Source organism: Bradyrhizobium genomosp. I (2014), assembly GCF_000261685.1.
Classification (GTDB): domain Bacteria; phylum Pseudomonadota; class Alphaproteobacteria; order Rhizobiales; family Xanthobacteraceae; genus Bradyrhizobium.
Window position 1 is genome coordinate 1 of the sequence record NZ_AJQE01000366.1, and the last position, 16,057, is coordinate 16,057.

General features: G+C 63.0%; 23 protein-coding genes and 1 tRNA gene. 16 read left to right on the plus strand and 8 right to left on the minus strand.

The window, feature by feature from the left end; all coding sequences use genetic code 11:
- The coding region (locus tag IC50_RS42840) for a hypothetical protein (RefSeq protein WP_035714862.1) at positions 1-380 on the plus strand (380 nt) is incomplete at its 5' end.
- Between the two features lie 9 nt (positions 381-389).
- Complete coding sequence (locus IC50_RS41640; RefSeq protein WP_157461145.1) at positions 390-554, plus strand: hypothetical protein; 165 nt, start codon at positions 390-392, stop codon at positions 552-554.
- Positions 555-767: 213 nt separating this feature from the next.
- Here IC50_RS41640 and IC50_RS32150 read toward each other — a convergent pair whose 3' ends face one another.
- Entirely contained in the window at positions 768-1,070 is a 303-nt protein-coding gene (locus tag IC50_RS32150) for a hypothetical protein (RefSeq protein WP_035714865.1), read from the minus strand.
- A gap of 429 nt (positions 1,071-1,499) precedes the next feature.
- Between IC50_RS32150 and IC50_RS32155 the strand changes: the two genes are divergently transcribed.
- From IC50_RS32155 to IC50_RS32160, 3 genes are all read left to right on the plus strand, one after another.
- Entirely contained in the window at positions 1,500-1,796 is a 297-nt protein-coding gene (locus tag IC50_RS32155) for an HU family DNA-binding protein (RefSeq protein ID WP_035714869.1), read from the plus strand.
- Positions 1,797-2,491: 695 nt separating this feature from the next.
- Positions 2,492-2,626: a hypothetical protein gene (locus tag IC50_RS43795; RefSeq protein ID WP_271519747.1), complete on the plus strand. Its 135-nt coding sequence runs from the start codon at positions 2,492-2,494 to the stop codon at positions 2,624-2,626.
- Between the two features lie 636 nt (positions 2,627-3,262).
- On the plus strand, positions 3,263-3,463 hold the full coding sequence (locus IC50_RS32160; RefSeq protein WP_035714873.1) for a hypothetical protein: 201 nt from the start codon (positions 3,263-3,265) through the stop codon (positions 3,461-3,463).
- On the opposite strand, the gene IC50_RS43800 is transcribed toward IC50_RS32160, so the two are convergent.
- Together IC50_RS43800 and IC50_RS32165 are read right to left on the minus strand one after the other, a co-directional pair.
- Complete coding sequence (locus IC50_RS43800; protein WP_157461147.1) at positions 3,460-3,585, minus strand: hypothetical protein; 126 nt, start codon at positions 3,583-3,585, stop codon at positions 3,460-3,462. The genes IC50_RS32160 and IC50_RS43800 overlap by 4 nt on opposite strands.
- 85 nt (positions 3,586-3,670) lie before the next feature.
- Complete coding sequence (locus IC50_RS32165; protein ID WP_244429692.1) at positions 3,671-3,988, minus strand: hypothetical protein; 318 nt, start codon at positions 3,986-3,988, stop codon at positions 3,671-3,673.
- A gap of 194 nt (positions 3,989-4,182) precedes the next feature.
- Between IC50_RS32165 and IC50_RS32170 the strand changes: the two genes are divergently transcribed.
- Positions 4,183-4,467: a hypothetical protein gene (locus tag IC50_RS32170; RefSeq protein WP_035714986.1), complete on the plus strand. Its 285-nt coding sequence runs from the start codon at positions 4,183-4,185 to the stop codon at positions 4,465-4,467.
- A gap of 81 nt (positions 4,468-4,548) precedes the next feature.
- Here IC50_RS32170 and IC50_RS42660 read toward each other — a convergent pair whose 3' ends face one another.
- Complete coding sequence (locus tag IC50_RS42660) at positions 4,549-4,713, minus strand: hypothetical protein (RefSeq protein ID WP_162832225.1); 165 nt, start codon at positions 4,711-4,713, stop codon at positions 4,549-4,551.
- A gap of 254 nt (positions 4,714-4,967) precedes the next feature.
- Between IC50_RS42660 and IC50_RS32175 the strand changes: the two genes are divergently transcribed.
- From IC50_RS32175 to IC50_RS32190, 4 genes are all read left to right on the plus strand, one after another.
- On the plus strand, positions 4,968-5,729 hold the full coding sequence (locus tag IC50_RS32175; RefSeq protein WP_035714989.1) for an SIR2 family NAD-dependent protein deacylase: 762 nt from the start codon (positions 4,968-4,970) through the stop codon (positions 5,727-5,729).
- Positions 5,730-5,927: 198 nt separating this feature from the next.
- Complete coding sequence (locus IC50_RS32180; protein WP_035714876.1) at positions 5,928-6,590, plus strand: cold-shock protein; 663 nt, start codon at positions 5,928-5,930, stop codon at positions 6,588-6,590.
- A 211-nt stretch (positions 6,591-6,801) separates the two neighbouring features.
- Positions 6,802-7,287 (plus strand): DUF192 domain-containing protein, encoded by a 486-nt coding sequence (locus IC50_RS32185; RefSeq protein WP_035714880.1) that lies wholly within the window; start codon positions 6,802-6,804, stop codon positions 7,285-7,287.
- Positions 7,288-7,400: 113 nt separating this feature from the next.
- Positions 7,401-7,477: transfer RNA gene (locus IC50_RS32190), tRNA-Pro, on the plus strand.
- 210 nt (positions 7,478-7,687) lie between these two features.
- On the opposite strand, the gene IC50_RS42665 is transcribed toward IC50_RS32190, so the two are convergent.
- On the minus strand, positions 7,688-7,846 hold the full coding sequence (locus tag IC50_RS42665; protein ID WP_193374176.1) for a hypothetical protein: 159 nt from the start codon (positions 7,844-7,846) through the stop codon (positions 7,688-7,690).
- Between the two features lie 355 nt (positions 7,847-8,201).
- Here IC50_RS42665 and IC50_RS32195 point away from each other — a divergent pair, with 355 nt between their 5' ends.
- On the plus strand, positions 8,202-8,396 hold the full coding sequence (locus IC50_RS32195; RefSeq protein WP_035714883.1) for a hypothetical protein: 195 nt from the start codon (positions 8,202-8,204) through the stop codon (positions 8,394-8,396).
- A 62-nt stretch (positions 8,397-8,458) separates the two neighbouring features.
- Here the strand turns inward: IC50_RS32195 and IC50_RS32200 are convergent, their stop codons facing one another.
- Positions 8,459-8,884 carry a hypothetical protein gene (locus tag IC50_RS32200; RefSeq protein ID WP_035714887.1) on the minus strand — a complete coding sequence of 142 codons (426 nt, stop codon included), beginning with the start codon at positions 8,882-8,884 and terminating at the stop codon, positions 8,459-8,461.
- Between the two features lie 161 nt (positions 8,885-9,045).
- The gene (locus IC50_RS32205) at positions 9,046-10,212 is read right to left on the minus strand and encodes an OpgC domain-containing protein (protein ID WP_035714891.1); all 1,167 of its coding nucleotides are present in this window, start codon (positions 10,210-10,212) and stop codon (positions 9,046-9,048) included.
- A gap of 258 nt (positions 10,213-10,470) precedes the next feature.
- Here IC50_RS32205 and IC50_RS32210 point away from each other — a divergent pair, with 258 nt between their 5' ends.
- From IC50_RS32210 to IC50_RS32220, 3 genes are all read left to right on the plus strand, one after another.
- Positions 10,471-10,776 (plus strand): ETC complex I subunit, encoded by a 306-nt coding sequence (locus tag IC50_RS32210; RefSeq protein WP_008130348.1) that lies wholly within the window; start codon positions 10,471-10,473, stop codon positions 10,774-10,776.
- Positions 10,777-11,007: 231 nt separating this feature from the next.
- Entirely contained in the window at positions 11,008-11,496 is a 489-nt protein-coding gene (locus IC50_RS32215) for an Lrp/AsnC family transcriptional regulator (RefSeq protein WP_035714993.1), read from the plus strand.
- 218 nt (positions 11,497-11,714) lie between these two features.
- On the plus strand, positions 11,715-12,011 hold the full coding sequence (locus IC50_RS32220; RefSeq protein WP_035714894.1) for a DUF3551 domain-containing protein: 297 nt from the start codon (positions 11,715-11,717) through the stop codon (positions 12,009-12,011).
- Between the two features lie 100 nt (positions 12,012-12,111).
- Here IC50_RS32220 and IC50_RS32225 read toward each other — a convergent pair whose 3' ends face one another.
- Complete coding sequence (locus IC50_RS32225; protein WP_035714897.1) at positions 12,112-13,140, minus strand: AraC family transcriptional regulator; 1,029 nt, start codon at positions 13,138-13,140, stop codon at positions 12,112-12,114.
- Positions 13,141-13,252: 112 nt separating this feature from the next.
- Here IC50_RS32225 and IC50_RS32230 point away from each other — a divergent pair, with 112 nt between their 5' ends.
- Together IC50_RS32230 and IC50_RS32235 are read left to right on the plus strand one after the other, a co-directional pair.
- Positions 13,253-14,425, plus strand: coding sequence for an isovaleryl-CoA dehydrogenase (locus IC50_RS32230; RefSeq protein ID WP_035714901.1), 1,173 nt, complete (start codon positions 13,253-13,255; stop codon positions 14,423-14,425).
- 23 nt (positions 14,426-14,448) lie between these two features.
- Positions 14,449-16,053, plus strand: coding sequence for a carboxyl transferase domain-containing protein (locus tag IC50_RS32235; RefSeq protein WP_035714905.1), 1,605 nt, complete (start codon positions 14,449-14,451; stop codon positions 16,051-16,053).
- Positions 16,054-16,057 lie beyond the last annotated feature (4 nt).

Genomic DNA, 16,057 nt, shown 5'->3' on the forward strand with positions numbered 1-16,057 from the left:
TTCTGCTCATCGAATTGCTTCAACCAGGCCTGGATGTATCGCCGATCGTCCGGACAAAGCCGTTCAAGCAAACGAAGGTTCTGCGCTCTGAATTCCACAAGGGTTCTCGGCATAAGACCTCCTCAAAACCCTGCCATCCCGAGAGGGTGCTTCGGCGGGGGAACCGGGTCAACGGCAAAGAGAGGCTTGAAATTCCGGGCGAGCTGATGCAGCGCCAAAAGCGAAAACCCCGCCTGGGGGAAGCGGGATTCTCTGTCGGGGTGAAGCTTGGGGACGCTTCAACTGTAAGACGCGCGAGCCGCAAGAAGGTTCAAAAGAGAATGCACCTCGCTGGGCGGCTGAGAATGGCGGCGGATGAACCTCGGCGAGATCGGCTGTGACCAATCGTCATGCTTCGGGGCCTGCTCAGCGCGATCGTGGAAACGCTCCTCGGCGTCGCATGGGACGCGATCGTCAGGTTGCTCCGCCTGGAGAACGCTGTCGAACTCACCACCGCCTTCGTCGGTCTCTCCTGCATCGTGATCGGCTTCGCGGCCTTTCTGCTGGATCATTGAAGCGGAAATGTCGGAAAGACGTTCTCTGCTCGTGGCTCGGTGAACGCGGACGGCGAACCGGATGTACGTCGCGCCAGGCGATGACAAATCCGTCGTTCGGTTGAAAAGCAGCCGCCCCGAGCGGGTTGAGTTCTGTTCGAGCATGAGCTCCGCGCAAACGCGTTCGGTGTTGTCGCGAGGGAAAACCGCTTCACGGTTTTCCGCGTCATGCTTCTAGGCTGCAATCCGCCGGTTGACAGGGACCGTCAGGAACTTGAGCGCTTCTGCATGTGCGAGGTCGGGAACCGCGATCGCCGTGTGGCTGTACATCGCATGTGTCCGCGATCTCGCAATCCCGTCCAGGATCTCGCCGCCCTTGATGACGTGGAGGCCCATGCCTTCTTCAGTGGGGAAGATCGCCAGCACCACGTCGTAAGCCGCGATGACGGCTCTGAGCGCTTCGGCCTTGTCTTCGGCGACGTCGACAAAAATACGAACATCAGCCGCGAGTTCACGCAGCTCGTTAAAATCCAGCACTGTGAGGATACTCCAACGCAACGAACCCGATTGGAGCTTGGCCGCGTTAGGTTACTGAAGTGTCAACAGCGCCGGCCGAGCCACAGGTTTCACGGGGAGGTGACACGGCGAGCGGGTTTACGAGAGTCTCGAACAGCGAAAACGCCGCCCGTGGAGAAGCGGTCTCTCTGGTGGGCGAAGCCGGAGGACTTCGACTTCGATCATGAGACCCGCCAGCCTCCGAATGGTTCAGAAGAAAGTGGAATGTGGGGCGGCATCGTTCACAGGAGACAGGGAGTCTCTGAGAACCCGAGCTTGCGTTTTCGGGCTCGATGGGTTCTAAGCCCGGTCACTTCATGACTTCTGGCATGAATCAGCAGCGCGTCCCCGCGGTCCGGCCGCGTCCTCTTCGGGAATTGCTCGCGCGCCCCCATTCAAAGGAATTCAGACATGGCGAAGATGACGAAGGCCCAATTGATCGACGCAATTGCCGAGGGCACGCAGCTTTCGAAGAACGACGTGAAGTCGGTGATCGAATACATGGCAACGGTCGGCTACAAGGAGCTCAACGAGTCCGGCGAGTTCGTCATTCCCGGCTTCGTGAAGATGTCGGTCGTGAACAAGCCGGCGACCGAAGCCCGCATGGGCGTCAATCCCTTCACCAAGGAGCCGATGCAGTTTGCGGCGAAGCCCGCGAGCAAATCGGTCAAAGCCTCGCCGCTGAAGGTGGCCAAGGACGCCGTCTGAGGCGGCGGCGAAGTCCTTGCTGCGGCCTCTTCCGCGAGACGGCGCAATGAGCAATGGCTGAAGACAAGGTGGCGCTCGGCGATGGCGATGCCGAGCATCACCACGACGATCGAGACAAACACAGCGAGCGTCGTTCGCTCCGTCCGGGCGCGCCCTGCGGTCGCCCGCAAGTCGGGCGGACCGAAGACCAAGCGGAATTCGTTCTCACGAAATTCACAGATCATCGGGCTACTCGATGACGAAGCTCGCGATGCAGGCTTCCGCGGCCGAATGGCTGAGCCGCGCGATTGCCGGCTCGCCGGATTTCGGCCGCTCAATGCGCAAGCGCGGGGTCTCGCTCCGGTAGCGTCCGATCTGAGCGCCCCTCGAATTGCCGGCTTCGAAAAGAAAAAACCCCGCGCTTTCGCGCGAGGCTCTTCTGGCTGACGGCGTTGGGATTTCAGCGCCTGGCCGTCAGCCGCAGCTGTAACTTAAGGTTGAAATTCCAAGAAGCAACAGCGCCGCGGTGACGGAGTATGTTCGTCAGGCGGCGCTGCCGTGTGACTGGGCGCTGAAATCCCCAGCTTCCATGGGTCCTTTGCGCGCCGAAAAGGTTCAATGCGAAATCCCCTGCAAAAATCCGTCTGAAGGGCTGGACATTTTGTTCTTATTTTGTTCTAGTGCGGTCGCCTTGGTGGATCATTTGGAGGTGACTCATGACCGTCGAAAAACAGCGCGAGGTGATCAGGCTCTGGAACGAGCTCAGGAAGCTCGAGGGTCCTGCCGCGGAAGAGCTCCGGATCCAGATCCTCGAATGCTTCTCAAGGGACAAGGCGAAGCGGGCGGCGTGATCCGCGTCGACGACACGCGGCAACGCGCAAGCGCGATCTCGTTCCGGCGGTTTGCGCTGATCTGTCGCCGAAGAGCTTGGGGACGATGAGCTTGCCGAAATGAGTCCCGCCGCCGAAGACGCGTCGGCGTGCGCTTTCACGGATCGTTAGGAAACGCTCCACGCTGACGCTCGCGACTCCGATTCGTTCTTCGAGAACGAAATGGAGTCGGATGCAGAACAAGTTGCGCCTGCCGGCGGCGATGCGGCCGCGCCCATCGGAACGAGACGGCGTGATGTCTCGCACAGTCCCGTTCATGTCTCCTCCGTATGGAGTGAGGCGAGGGGAGCGGCATGGATGCGCGCTGGTTTCCGATGGAGGCCGCAAAGTGTTTGTTAAGAACTGCTCCGCGCCGATTTCTGCGATTCCGATTCGTTCTTCGAGAACGAAATGGTGTCGTAGCCAGAACAAATGCGTCTTTCACCTGTCCGGACGACAGAGGTGTCCGCATCTGCTTTGCCTAACGACAGCTTGCATGGACGCCGATAACCCTATCCGGTTAGGTTAAAAGCCCAATCGCGTTGCGCTTGCTACGGGTTGGAGTAGGTGTCCGGCAAAGACAAGCAAGAAACGACTTTGCCAAGAAGCAATTTTGTCATGACACCTTTTTCAGAGCCGCCCTTTTACCAAGGCGACCGGCACACCTACCGGCGCGTCGCCATCGTCGGCACGCTGTTCTGCATCGCTTTCGTGGCGATCAGCTTCTCGCTACGGCCGCAGGCCCAAGACACGCGCGTTGCGGTCAAGGCCGACCGGCTGGTGCGCACGGCGGCGGGCCAGGCGGCGCGCGCCAACTAGCGCTCGTCGCCGTAGCTGCGATCGTCGGCCGTTGCCTGCGGGCCGGCGGCGCCGCGCGAGGCGAGCGCCACGAAGCCGGCATAGCCGGACAGGTTGAGCAAGACTTCGAGCCACGCGGGCATGTCGGGCCTCTTTTTCTTCCGTTCAGCGCGGGAAGCGACTCAACGTCCGCGCGCAATCCGGGTTCCATGCTCTCATAAAAAGGACTCATACCGGAGAGGAGGGGTCGAGCCGGCGGCCGAGGGTCGCGACGGACTCGCTCGACGGCTGCTCCTTCAGGAACTCGGCGATCGCCCGCGCCAGTTCGCGGTCGCTCATCGGCGTTGGCGGCGGGTGCAGCGTGCCGACACCGAAGCTGCGGACGATTTCGTCGTAGTGCTGATCGTCGGATCTGGGAACCAACCTGCGGATACGGGCCAGCAAAGCGAATAACGGCAAACTTTCCTCCTCGATCGTCTGCCCCGCTGGCAACAATTGTGGTCTGCTGCCAGTTGCTCCCGTGAAACCGAAAAACCCCGCCAGCATCGCGGAGATGCTGACGGGGTCTTCGTGCCGTTGCCTCAACCCGGATGGCGGAGGCTCCCGCACTCGGAACGTCAATCCGTGTCCGGTGATTTCGTTCCCGCTGCACCGACAATTTTCACTGCGGTCGGTTCCCCATGGTGCGCAACCATCGCAGGCGCCCGCGGTTGTCCCCGCGAGACGCGAAGGAGAAGAGCATGAAGAAGACACTGGCAGTTCTGGCTACCATCGCGGCCGTCGGCGTGACCGCGGTCGCCGCCCCTGCGCCGGCCGAGGCGCGTGGCCGCGGCATCGGCCCGGGCCTCGCATTCGGCCTTGCCGCCGGCGCGATCACGGCGGGTGCGGTCGCAGCCTCCCACCCATATGGCTATTACGGTCCCGGCTACGCCTACTATGGCGGCCCGGGCTATTATTACGGACCGGGTCCCTACGCCTATTACGGCAGGCCGTACTACCGCCATCACCACTGGCGCCATTGGTAACAGCCGATAGCGAAAAAGCCCGGAGCGTTGCTCCGGGCTTTTTTCATTCGCTCGTCTTCGCGTTTTCCTGCGCGACGGTGCCTACGGCCACAGCGATGGCCGCTCGACCTTGCGGGCATTCTCCAGCGTCGACACGAAGTATTCTTCGCGCTCGCGCTTGAATTTTTCTTGCGTGGCACGGAAGGCGGCGACACGGGCGGCGATCTCATCGCGCTCACGAGCCTTGCGTTCTTCGTCTTCGGTCATGTCAAATCCCCTCTACACCTGAGTATGTGCACATCTGAACTCAAGCGCTGCCGCCGCAATCACGTTGAGTCGCGTCAACACATCCATTGGCGCTCCTGAATAGGGCGTCAATGGGGAGGAGGCATTGCAGGAATGTGATATGCGAAGGTTTGGAAAAAATTGCCGGGTGCATTGCGTTCGCGCTTGATAAGAACGTCAATGATCTTGTCGCTTGCACGTGTTGCTGTCAGGCAAAGCGACTCGTGGAGGCGCGATTGATCGCATCGGATATCCAGAGCGGCGTCGAGCGCCTCGGCGACATGATCGCCGAGGCCAGGGCCATCGTGCCGTTCACCGGCGCCGGCATCTCGACCGAATGCGGCATTCCCGACTTCCGCTCGCCGGGCGGAATTTGGACGCGTTACCGTCCGATCCCATTCGACGAATTCGTCGCGAGTCGGGAAGCGCGCAACGAATCCTGGCGCCGCCGCTTCGCGATGGAGGAGGTCTTTGCCGCGGCGAAGCCCGGCCGGGGCCATCGCGCGCTGGCCTCGCTCTACCGCGCCGGCAAGGTTCCCGCCGTCATCACCCAGAACATCGACAATCTGCACCAGGCCTCGGGCTTCGCCAGCGAGCACGTGGTTGAGCTTCACGGAAATACCACTTATGCGCGATGCATCGGGTGTGGGCTGGCCTATCCGCTCGACTGGGTGAGGCGCCGCTTCGACGACGATGGCACGGCACCCAACTGCACCGCGTGCGACGAGCCGGTGAAGACCGCCACGATCTCCTTCGGCCAGATGATGCCGGACGACGAAATGCAGCGTGCGACCGCGCTATCACAAGCCTGCGATCTGTTCATCGCGATCGGTTCCTCGCTCGTGGTCTGGCCGGCCGCGGGCTTTCCGATGATGGCCAAGCGCGCCGGTGCACGTCTGGTGATCATCAACCGCGAGCCGACCGAGCAGGACGACATCGCCGATCTCGTCATCCACCACGACATCGGCGAGACGCTCGGGCCCTTTGTCGGCAATTGAGGCATCAATTTGATTCGCGGCTGTGCAAGCTGTTCATAGGTTCCGGCGAATCTCTTTTTTGTCTATGCCTCGCAACCGGGAGTGTTATCTTTTGAGTCGAAAGATTCGCGTCGCGTCGAGTTGAGAAGATTCTCTAGGGACGCGTGATTCGAGCGCCGCCAATGTGGCGGGTTGCATGGCAGTGTGGGGTCCGGGGTTATGGGGTCGTCGGACGGATTTGAGTCCAAGAAGCTCGGAGTTCCCGGGCAGGGAGTATCGCCCGGGCGAATGACGCCGGGCGAACATGGTGGTGCCGGCCGCGATAGCGCGCTCAGTCCCTTCAGCGGGCTTGGTGAGACCAGCGCCAATCTCGTCGAGGTCCATGGCGTCATCAAATGGTTCGACGCCTCCAAAGGTTATGGCTTCATCGTTCCCGACAATGGCTGGCCGGACGTCCTTCTGCACGTGACCGTGCTTCGGCGCGACGGCTTCCAGACGGCTTATGAAGGCGCCCGCATCGTCGTCGAATGCATTCAGCGCGCCAAGGGTTACCAGGCCTTCCGCGTGGTCTCGATGGACGAGTCGACCGCGATCCATCCGGCGCAGATGCTGCCGCCGCGCACCCACGTCACGGTCACCCCGACCAGCGGGCTGGAACGGGCCCAGGTCAAATGGTTCAACCGGCTGCGTGGCTTCGGCTTCCTGACCTGCGGCGAGGGCACGCCCGACATTTTCGTGCACATGGAGACGCTCCGCCGCTTCGGCATGACCGAACTCAGGCCCGGCCAGTATGTCCTGGTCCGCTTCGGGCCTGGCTCCAAGGGTATGATGGCTGCCGAGATCCATCCCGAGACCGGATCTCCGGGGCTGCAGTCGCACTAGAGCTTCGGTTCTGATTGAACCGAAGCTCTAGATTCTTGTTTTGACGCGTTTTCTTCACGCGAACCGGTATCCACTTCGCTGGAAAACGCTATGAGGACACCAATTCCCGCAATCGTGAGCAGCTGAGGCGTGCCGGCTGGCCGGCGCGCCTCTTTCTTTTCCGACGGCCGCCGCGTAAGGACTGGCCCAGTTCCCGCGCCTCGAGAGCCCCATGAATTTTGATCGAAAGGCCGTTTGGTCCGTTGCAAAGGGCTGGCTTGCCGCCATCCTCGTCATCATCGGCTGTGCCGTCGCCAGCCCGCCCGCCGGCGCCGCCAGCTTTCAGCCGCTCGAGATCGTCACCAAGAATGGTGTGCAGGTGTTCTCGGTGGAGATGGCAACGACCGAGGAGGAGAAGCAGACCGGACTGATGTATCGCAAGGAACTGGCAGACGGCAAAGGCATGCTGTTCGACTTCAATCCCGAGCAGGAAGTGTCGATGTGGATGAAGAACACTTATGTCTCGCTCGACATGATCTTCATCCGCGCGGACGGCCGCATTCTGCGCATCGCCGAAAACACCGAGCCGCTGTCGACCAAGATCATCTCGTCCCGGGGGCCGGCCCGGGCCGTGCTGGAAGTGGTGGCGGGAACGGCGCAGAAGTACGGCATCCGCCCCGGCGACCGCGTCGGCCACCCCCTGTTCGGCAGCAAATAGGGCGGACGGTGCGATTGCCGGCCTTGCTGGCGGCTTCTGGAAGCTTGCTGGCGGCTTGTGGAAGGCTTGCTGGCGCCTTGGGAAGCGTGTATCGACGGGGCTCGCCGGACATTCGGGGTATAGCGCAGCCTGGTAGCGCGGCAGTTTTGGGTACTGCAGGTCGTTGGTTCGAATCCAGCTGCCCCGACCAGTCCCGAGGTTGAATGTCATGTGGCGCTGCCTCAGAACAGCATCCAACCGATCCGCCCGCTTCGCGCGGCCATCCGCAAAGCCTCATCGAACCTTTCGGCGTCGCCACGGACATATCTGTGTTGGGGATTTCAGCGCCCAATATCTAAACGGACGCCGCCAAGCGATGATATTCCGCTTGCGCGGCGTTGCGCTTTGCTGGCCGTGCCGATCAGTTCGATGCGTACCAGCCGGGCGGAAACGGGACCAACGACCAGGCCGCCTGGTTGTCGTTGGCGGCTTGCGGCGGCTCTTGTGACGGCGTCCTCACGACCGCCGCAGGCGGCGTCATTCGCAGCGCGAGGCGCAGCCGTGCACCTTGCAATTTCATGATTGTTGTTCCCCGCAATCCAATAGTTCCAAACGTCAGATTGCTTGCAAAGTTCGACGCCAGTTCAAAAATCACCGTGCGCAGAAACAGCGCGCTCGTTCTCAAATCACATGCATTCTAGAAAAGTCGGCGCTGGCTTTCAACCGATCGGATCGCGCCGATTCATCCAAGTAAGGTTGATCGGTTAGGTTAAAGGCGAGCGGTTGTTGCGGTCGTTTGGGTGGCTGCTATCAGGTCGGTCCCGGCTCGCGATGGGCTGCCTTCAATCTGTGCGACACAGAGCGCGGTTCGTCACCCAGCACGGTTCGTCGCGGCGCGCGTGTCAGTTGAATTCTGCTCCAGCGAGTTCTGCGCCATGTCTTTCGATCGCAACCTCAAGACCGTCGGTCCGCAGTCGAACTGGACCGAGATCTGGCACCTCTGGACCGTGATCGTGCCGCGCCGCTCCATCAACGGCCAGTTCGTGGTCGGCAAGGTCTGGCGCCGCCACGACGGCCGCGACTGGATCTACAGGAAATTCACCGAGTTCGACGGCGGAGAGGCGGCCTGAGCGCGATGAGAATTGGGATGAACCGTCATCGCGCCCCAGATTGTCGTTGAGGCCGTACGGTCCTAGCCCAAGTGCCGCTCGCCCGCGGCCGATCCCGGTGCCTGCACGCGCGGTAGCGGCAGCTTGAAGTGACGCTTTGCGTAGGCGACGATCTCGGCATCCGAGGGATGATCGGCCGCTTCCACCGCGACAATCCGCTTGGCCAGATCGGGGGCGCTCGCGTGAATGTGGCCGGCAAGCTCGGTCTTCGCGCTCGCCGGACCGATGATGAGGATCTCACCGGCGTCGGCGACGGCTTTGGTCACCTCGATGTAGACTGCCTTGTCGGGGGCGGCATGGCCGCTGCCGATCGTATTGGCCTTGTGATGAAGATGACGTGTCGCCAGTTGCGGATGCAGCGTGATTTCGTCGGAGCCGTTCAGGCCGAGATGGAAGATCCTGGCCTGCGAATGATCGATCCATACCACGGCGTGGAAATGAGAGGGCATGTTTTTGGGCCTTGTACCAGAGGAGGCCGCCACGTCTGTGCGGCGGCGCATATCGCGGCGACACTATGCGTGCCGGCGCCGCCTCTGTTGACTCATGTCAATCCGATCCCGGCTCAAAAAGCGGGGCAGCCGGATGGCGCGTTCGGAGGGGCTTGGCCGGCTCAGACCGCGGCCGCCGCCGGTTTGGGCGGGGGCGGCTTCAGCGGCTTGTCCTGCTTCTTCGACCACGAGATGTAATAGGCCACCGTCGTCATGATCGCGATGCCGGCGATGCTGACGAAAATCTGCGCGAGCAGCGAGCCCGAGCTCATCGACAGCTCGAAATGGCCGACGAAGGACAGGAACACGCCGACGCAGAAAACGGCGAGCGACTGCTGGCCGCAGACGATCAAGGGATCGAACACCCTCCACTCCAGGCCCGGCCACTCCTTCGGCACGAAGCGGATCACCAGGATTACGATCACGACGAAATGGAGGAAGCGGTACGGCGCAAGGTTGGTCTTGTCGTTCGGGTTGAAGGCCGAGAACAGCCATTCCGGGAACATGCCGCCGAAGGTGGGGAAGCGGCCGGCCATGGTCATGACCAACGCGAACAGGAGATAGCCGAGGCAGACCCACAGCGTGATCTGCGAATTGATCAGCGTCATCGAGCGCCGGGCCCCGCCCATCGCGCACCACGCGCCGAACACGAACAGCACTTGCCAGCAATAGGGGTTGAAGTACCACTGGCCGGCCGGATAGGCGGTCAGGTTCAGGCCGTAATGCCGCGCGGCCAGCCACAGCGCGATCGACAGGACCATCGTCAGGTCGGGTTTGCGCAGCATGAACCACAGCACCGGCGGAAACAGGCCCATCAGCACGATGTACAGCGGCAGCACGTCGAGATTGAGCGGCTTGAAGCGCAGGAACAGGCCCTGGCGCAGCGTCTCGGTGGCATTGTCGACGAGGCCGGCGACGTTGAACTCGTTGATCATCTCGGAATCGCCGAAGCGCAGCGCCAGATAGCTGATCGAGGCGATGTAGATCACGAACAGGATGATGTGGGCGACGTAGAGCTGCCAGACCCGCTTGGTCAGCCGGGTGGCACCGACGATGAAGCCGCGCTCCAGCATCATCCGCGCATAGACGAAGGACGCCGTGTAGCCGGAGATGAAGACGAACAAATCAGCGGCGTCGGAAAAGCCGTAGTTGCGGGTCGTGACCCAGTTCACCACGTTGTCGGGGATGTGGTCGAGGAAGATCGCCCAGTTCGCGACACCGCGAAACAGGTCGAGCCGGAGGTCGCGACCCTTTTCGGGAAGCGTCGCGCTGACGTTCAGGAAGGCCATGCGTCGGGAGCTCTCGGAGAGGACGGAAATGCGGATGTCGGCGAGGCGGTGCCGCCGGGCGGGATCCCGGCGCGGGAGGCGGGTACGGAATTGTCACGGTGCAGCATAATGACTATACCCGTCGATGAGGCATCCGGGGGAGGCCGGAATCACCGATCAGTTCCCACGGGGTGTCTCTATACTATCCCCGAGATTTCCACCAACTGCCACCGTGACGCATCGAAATCGAACGAAAAGACGAAGAGGCCCGGACCAGCCATGACCGCACGCATTTTCAAGCCTGCCAAGAACGCGATGCAATCCGGCCGGTCCAAGACCAGGGAATGGCAGCTCGATTACGAGCCGGAACAGCCGCGCTCGGTCGAGCCGCTGATGGGCTGGACTTCGTCCGGCGACATGAAGCAGCAGATCACGCTGCGCTTCCACAGCAAGGAAGAGGCGGTCGCCTATTGCGAGCGCAAGGGCATCGCCTACCAGGTGATCGAGCCGCAGGATTCGATCCGCCGTCCGGTCGCCTATGCCGACAATTTCTCGTTCCGCCGCGGCGAGCCCTGGACGCATTGAGGGGCGGCCGGCCGCGTCGGCTTCAGACGACGTGATGCCGTCGTCATGCCCGGGCTCGTCCCGGCCGAGTCCGCCATGACGACGGAGAGGCATCCCGCCCGTACGCTATAGCCTCGCATCCGGTGGCCGACATCCCAGGTTCTGCCCTTCGCATCACCCTTCGCATCACCCTTGGCATCAATTCCTCCGCGTGCTTCGCTGCCTCGCATGACGAACCATGGCGAGGCGGGTATGGCGGGGCGTGACCAGCTCGACGGCGTCGATCTGAAGATCTTATCCGAGCTGCAGCAGGACGGGCGGGTGCGCAACAATGAGCTGGCACAGCGTGTCGGGGTGTCCGCGCCCAACTGCCTGCGGCGGCTGAAGTCGCTGTTCAGCCGCGGCGTGATCCGGGCGGTGCGCGCCGTCATCGACGAGCGGCGGCTCGGCTATGAGGTGGTGTCGTTCGTCTCGATCCAGCTCGGCAGCCAGGCCCAGCCGGTGCTGGAGGCGTTCGAGAGCTCGATCGGCGCGATCCCGCGCATCCAGCAGTGCTGGCGGATTTCGGGCGACACCGATTATCTCCTCAAATGCGTGGCGCCGAGCGTCGAGAGCATGCGCCAGCAGCTCCTGCATTTCGCGGCGATGCCTGATGTGAAGAACGTTCGCAGCTTCCCGGTGCTCGGCGTGGCGAAGGACGTGCCGCTGCCGTTGCAGGAAGCCGCCGCGCCGGCGGGATAGGGATCCGGCAACTCCCGTGCGGACAATCGGAAGTTCATGCAATCCGAATCGAAATACATGAGTTACTAACTTAACTGTGACATGTGATTTGGGAAGTCCTGCAATGCGCCGGGCCGCGATTGTCGGTTTCCTGGCGCCGCCTAGATGCAGGGTGCGAAGCTCGGCATGGTTGGCATGCCGAGGACTCTTTTGTGGGATCCTGAAGCAGGAAAGACACCATGACATCGATTTCGAAGACGTTCGTCGCATCTGCTGCGACGCTGTTTGCATCTGCGTTTCTGATGATGACCGCACCCGCGGCTCAGGCGGAAGAATACTGCATCACCAACGGCGCCCAGGCCGCTCATGGCTGCGGCTATCCGACGATGGAAGCGTGCCGTGCCGCGGCCGGCGGTATCGGCGGCACCTGCTCGCAGAGCGGAGGCGCCAAGACCCCGATCGACGCGTTCGCCTTGCAGCCGAAGCAGACGCACTCGCGCAAGCTTCGGTCGGGCGGCCAGGCCAACTCGCACTGACGCTGCAATCGAGACGGTTTAGAGACGTTACGGCCTCCGAGATCCATCTCGGAGGCCGTCAATTCATGACGACGACGCAACGCACGCGTTCGCGTGCGTTTCACCGATACCGCCCGCGAAATTCGCGCGGGCTTGCGCCGGTCCAGCTGCGGAAGGCGCGCGAAAAGCTCTTCTCGTTGCGGAAGCCGGCGATCTCCGCGATGCGCTTGATCGGCGTGCGGCCGCGCATCAGTTCCTGCTTGGCGAGCTCGAACTTTGCCTCCTCCTTGAGATCGCGCAGCGAGGTTGCCTCCTCGCGCAGGCGCCGGTGCATGGTGCGGGTGGACAGCGCCAGCTCGCTCGCGACGTCCTCGGCGCCGAGAAGACGCCCACGCGCATTGCGGAGCACGCGACGCACGCGCTCGACCAGCAGCCGGTCGCGCCGGTAGGGCAGCACGGTCAGCTTGAGAGCGCCCTTGAGCATGCTGTCGAGATCGGCCGCGCTGCGCGCGAGCGGCAGAGACAGATAGTGCTTGTCGAAGACGATGCTGGCGCGGTCCGCATCGAAGCGGACGGCCCGGCAGAAGATGGTCGGATAGACCGAGACGTGGCCGGGCTCCGGATAGGGGAATTCGGCCGCGCGAAGCGCGATGCGGGAGTCGACAGCCCAACACGAGAAGCCGAGCACGTAGCGGAACAGGGTGACCAGGCAGAACTCGCGGCAAGGCCCGAGGTCGCGCAATTCACGGATCGACACGACGGCGGTCTCTTCGCCAACATCGAGATCGAGCAGCACGTCTTCGGTGACCAGACGGTGATGCCGGCACCAGCGCTTGAGCGCGACCTCCAGCGTCGGCGCCGTGATCGAGGCGCGGCACAGCATGCCATAGGTGCCCCAGGGCAGCCGCCGCGAGAACCAACCGAGCGCCTCGTCGTCGAGCTCGCGCATGGCATGACCGGCCAGCGCCTCGAACTGGGCGGCTGTGACCCGCCCATCCGGAGAATTGACGAGGTCCGCCGCGACCTGGCCCCGGCTCAATGCCTCCGCGGGATCGCGGCCGTATTGCTCATAGGCGGCAACCACGCCGCGGACGAAGGCGGCGGGGGTCACGGCGCGGCGCGGGATCGCGGTGGCGGCTTGAAAGGGCATCGGAAGTTCCTTTGGAAAATCCTCGCCAAGTTTGGCGGAAAATGCAACCTTTTCGACTGCAAGAGGGCCGGGACCGGGCTAGGTTCGGACCCCAAAATACGGAGGAATCGCCTTGAACATCCCGAGCATCGACTTTGATCTGGGCGAAGACATCACCATGTTGCGCGACACGCTTCGCGCCTTCGTGCAGGCCGAGATCACCCCGCGCGCCGCCGAGATCGAAAAGGCCAACCTGTTTCCCGCAGACCTCTGGAAGCGCCTTGGCGACCTTGGCCTCCTCGGCATGACCGCGCCGGAGCAATATGGCGGCTCCAACATGGGCTATCTCGCCCACATCGTCGCCATGGAGGAAATTTCGCGCGGCTCGGCTGCCGTAGGGCTGTCCTACGGCGCCCATTCCAATCTCTGCGTCAACCAGATCCGCCGCAACGGCAACGACGCGCAGCGGCAGCGCTATCTGCCGAAGCTGATCTCGGGCGAATATGTCGGCGCGCTCGCGATGTCCGAGCCTGGCGCCGGCTCCGACGTCGTCTCGATGAAGCTGCGCGCCGACAAGCGCGGCGATCGCTACGTGCTCAACGGCTCCAAGATGTGGATCACCAATGGCGGCGATGCCGACGTGCTGGTGGTCTACGCCAAGACCGATCCGGAGGCCGGGCCGCGCGGCATGACCGCCTTCCTCATCGAGAAGGGCTTCAAGGGCTTCACCCACGGCCAGCATCTCGACAAGCTCGGCATGCGCGGCTCCAACACCTATCCGCTGTTCTTCGACGAGTGCGAGGTCCCGGAGGAGAACGTGCTGGGCAAGGTGGGCGAGGGCGTCAAGGTGTTGATGTCCGGCCTGGACTATGAGCGCGCGGTGCTCTCGGGCGGCCCGCTCGGGATCATGGCGGCCTGCATGGACGCGGTGGTGCCCTACATGCACGAGCGCAAGCAGTTCGGTCAGCCGATCGGCGATTTCCAGCTGATGCAGGGCAAGCTCGCCGACATGTATTCGACCTGGCAGGCCACACGCGCCTACGTCTACGCCGTGGGGCGCGCCTGCGACCGCGCCGACCACGCCCGCAGCTTACGCAAGGATGCTGCGGCTGCGATCCTCTATTCCGCAGAGAAAGCGACGTGGATGGCAGGTGAGGCGATCCAGGCGCTCGGCGGGGTCGGCTACACCAGCGAATTCCCTGTGGGGCGCCTCTGGCGCGACGCAAAACTCTACGAAATCGGCGCCGGCACTTCCGAGGTCCGCCGCATGCTGATCGGCCGCGAGCTGATGGCCGAGACCGCTTAAACGTTCACCTCATCGGAATCACCATGCCGCTTCATTCCAGCATCGATCCGTCTTCGTCAGATTTCGCGCGCAATGCCGAGGCCATGCGCGCCCTCGTCGCCGACTTGCGGGAAAAGTTGAGCCAGGTCGCCGGCGGCGGGGGCGAAGCCTCGCGCAACCGCCACACCGCGCGCGGCAAGATGCTGGCGCGTGAGCGAGTCGACCTGCTGGTCGATCCCGGGACTTCGTTCCTGGAGCTGTCGCCGCTCGCGGCCTACGGCCTCTATGGCGGTGATGTGCATTCGGCGAGCGTCATCACGGGGGTGGGGCGCATCTCGGGCCGCGAATGCGTGATCGTCGCCAACGACGCCACCATCAAGGGCGGCACCTACTATCCGATGACCGTGAAGAAGCATCTGCGTGCGCAGGATATCGCGCGGCAGAACAATCTTCCCTGCGTCTACATGGTCGATTCGGGCGGCGCCTTCCTGCCGCTCCAGGACGAGATCTTTCCGGACGAGCGGCATTTCGGTCGCATCTTCTACAATCAGGCCCAGATGTCCTCGCAGGGCATTCCGCAGATCGCGATCGTGATGGGCTCCTGCACCGCCGGCGGCGCCTATGTCCCGGCGATGTCGGACGAGAGCATCATCGTGCGAAATCAAGGCACCATCTTCCTCGGCGGCCCCCCGCTGGTGAAGGCCGCAACCGGGGAGGTCGTCAGCGCGGAAGAGCTCGGCGGCGCCGACGTCCACTCGCGGCAGTCGGGCGTGACCGATCATTACGCCCAGAACGATGCCCACGCGATCGGCATCGCGCGGCGCATCGTCGGCACCTTGAAGCCACCGGCGCGGCCGAATCTGAACATGCATCCGCCGCGCGAGCCGCTGTTTGCGGCGGAGGAAATCTATGGCGTCGTCCCCGTCGATGGCCGCAAGCCGTTCGACGTTCGCGACATCATCGCCCGCGTGGTGGATGGCTCCGAGTTCGACGAGTTCAAGAAGCTCTACGGCACGACCCTGGTATGCGGCTTTGCCCATATCTGGGGCTATCCGGTCGGCATCATCGCCAACAACGGCATCCTGTTCAGCGAGAGCTCGCTCAAGGGCGCGCATTTCATCGAGCTGTGCTGCCAGCGCGGCATTCCCCTGGTGTTCCTGCAGAACATCACCGGCTTCATGGTCGGAAAGAAATACGAGGCCGGCGGCATCGCGCGCGACGGCGCCAAGCTGGTGACGGCGGTGGCAACAGCCTCGGTGCCGAAGTTCACCGTCGTGATCGGCGGCTCCTATGGCGCCGGGAATTACGGCATGTGCGGCCGCGCCTACTCGCCGCGCTTCCTCTGGATGTGGCCGAACGCGCGCATCTCGGTGATGGGCGGCGAACAGGCCTCGATGGTGCTGAGCCAGGTCCGCCGAGACAATATCGAGGCCAAGGGCGACAGCTGGTCCAGAGAAGAGGAAGACAAATTCCGCGAGCCCATCCGCGCGCAATATGAGAGCCAGGGGCATCCGTATTACGCGACCGCGCGTCTGTGGGACGACGGCGTGATCGACCCTGCCGACACGCGCCTCGTGCTCGGCCTCGGCCTCTCGGCGGCATCGAATGCGACGATCGAGCCGACGAAATTCGGCCTGTTCAGGATGTGATGCG

What these genes read in the sequence shown, in the direction of transcription:
- IC50_RS32235 (WP_035714905.1), top strand. Translation starts at nt 14,449, where the DNA reads ATGCCGCTTCATTCCAGCATCGATCCGTCTTCGTCAGATTTCGCGCGC.
- IC50_RS32155 (WP_035714869.1), top strand. Translation starts at nt 1,500, where the DNA reads ATGGCGAAGATGACGAAGGCCCAATTGATCGACGCAATTGCCGAGGGC.
- IC50_RS32195 (WP_035714883.1), top strand. Translation starts at nt 8,202, where the DNA reads ATGTCTTTCGATCGCAACCTCAAGACCGTCGGTCCGCAGTCGAACTGG.
- IC50_RS32180 (WP_035714876.1), top strand. Translation starts at nt 5,928, where the DNA reads ATGGGGTCGTCGGACGGATTTGAGTCCAAGAAGCTCGGAGTTCCCGGG.
- IC50_RS32210 (WP_008130348.1), top strand. Translation starts at nt 10,471, where the DNA reads ATGACCGCACGCATTTTCAAGCCTGCCAAGAACGCGATGCAATCCGGC.
- IC50_RS42665 (WP_193374176.1), bottom strand. Translation starts at nt 7,846, where the DNA reads ATGAAATTGCAAGGTGCACGGCTGCGCCTCGCGCTGCGAATGACGCCG.
- IC50_RS32205 (WP_035714891.1), bottom strand. Translation starts at nt 10,212, where the DNA reads ATGGCCTTCCTGAACGTCAGCGCGACGCTTCCCGAAAAGGGTCGCGAC.
- IC50_RS32165 (WP_244429692.1), bottom strand. Translation starts at nt 3,988, where the DNA reads ATGCTGGCGGGGTTTTTCGGTTTCACGGGAGCAACTGGCAGCAGACCA.
- IC50_RS43795 (WP_271519747.1), top strand. Translation starts at nt 2,492, where the DNA reads ATGACCGTCGAAAAACAGCGCGAGGTGATCAGGCTCTGGAACGAGCTC.
- IC50_RS32220 (WP_035714894.1), top strand. Translation starts at nt 11,715, where the DNA reads ATGACATCGATTTCGAAGACGTTCGTCGCATCTGCTGCGACGCTGTTT.
- IC50_RS32160 (WP_035714873.1), top strand. Translation starts at nt 3,263, where the DNA reads ATGACACCTTTTTCAGAGCCGCCCTTTTACCAAGGCGACCGGCACACC.
- IC50_RS32185 (WP_035714880.1), top strand. Translation starts at nt 6,802, where the DNA reads ATGAATTTTGATCGAAAGGCCGTTTGGTCCGTTGCAAAGGGCTGGCTT.
- IC50_RS32170 (WP_035714986.1), top strand. Translation starts at nt 4,183, where the DNA reads ATGAAGAAGACACTGGCAGTTCTGGCTACCATCGCGGCCGTCGGCGTG.
- IC50_RS32225 (WP_035714897.1), bottom strand. Translation starts at nt 13,140, where the DNA reads ATGCCCTTTCAAGCCGCCACCGCGATCCCGCGCCGCGCCGTGACCCCC.
- IC50_RS42660 (WP_162832225.1), bottom strand. Translation starts at nt 4,713, where the DNA reads ATGACCGAAGACGAAGAACGCAAGGCTCGTGAGCGCGATGAGATCGCC.
- IC50_RS43800 (WP_157461147.1), bottom strand. Translation starts at nt 3,585, where the DNA reads ATGCCCGCGTGGCTCGAAGTCTTGCTCAACCTGTCCGGCTATGCCGGC.
- IC50_RS41640 (WP_157461145.1), top strand. Translation starts at nt 390, where the DNA reads ATGCTTCGGGGCCTGCTCAGCGCGATCGTGGAAACGCTCCTCGGCGTC.
- IC50_RS32215 (WP_035714993.1), top strand. Translation starts at nt 11,008, where the DNA reads ATGGCGGGGCGTGACCAGCTCGACGGCGTCGATCTGAAGATCTTATCC.
- IC50_RS32200 (WP_035714887.1), bottom strand. Translation starts at nt 8,884, where the DNA reads ATGCCCTCTCATTTCCACGCCGTGGTATGGATCGATCATTCGCAGGCC.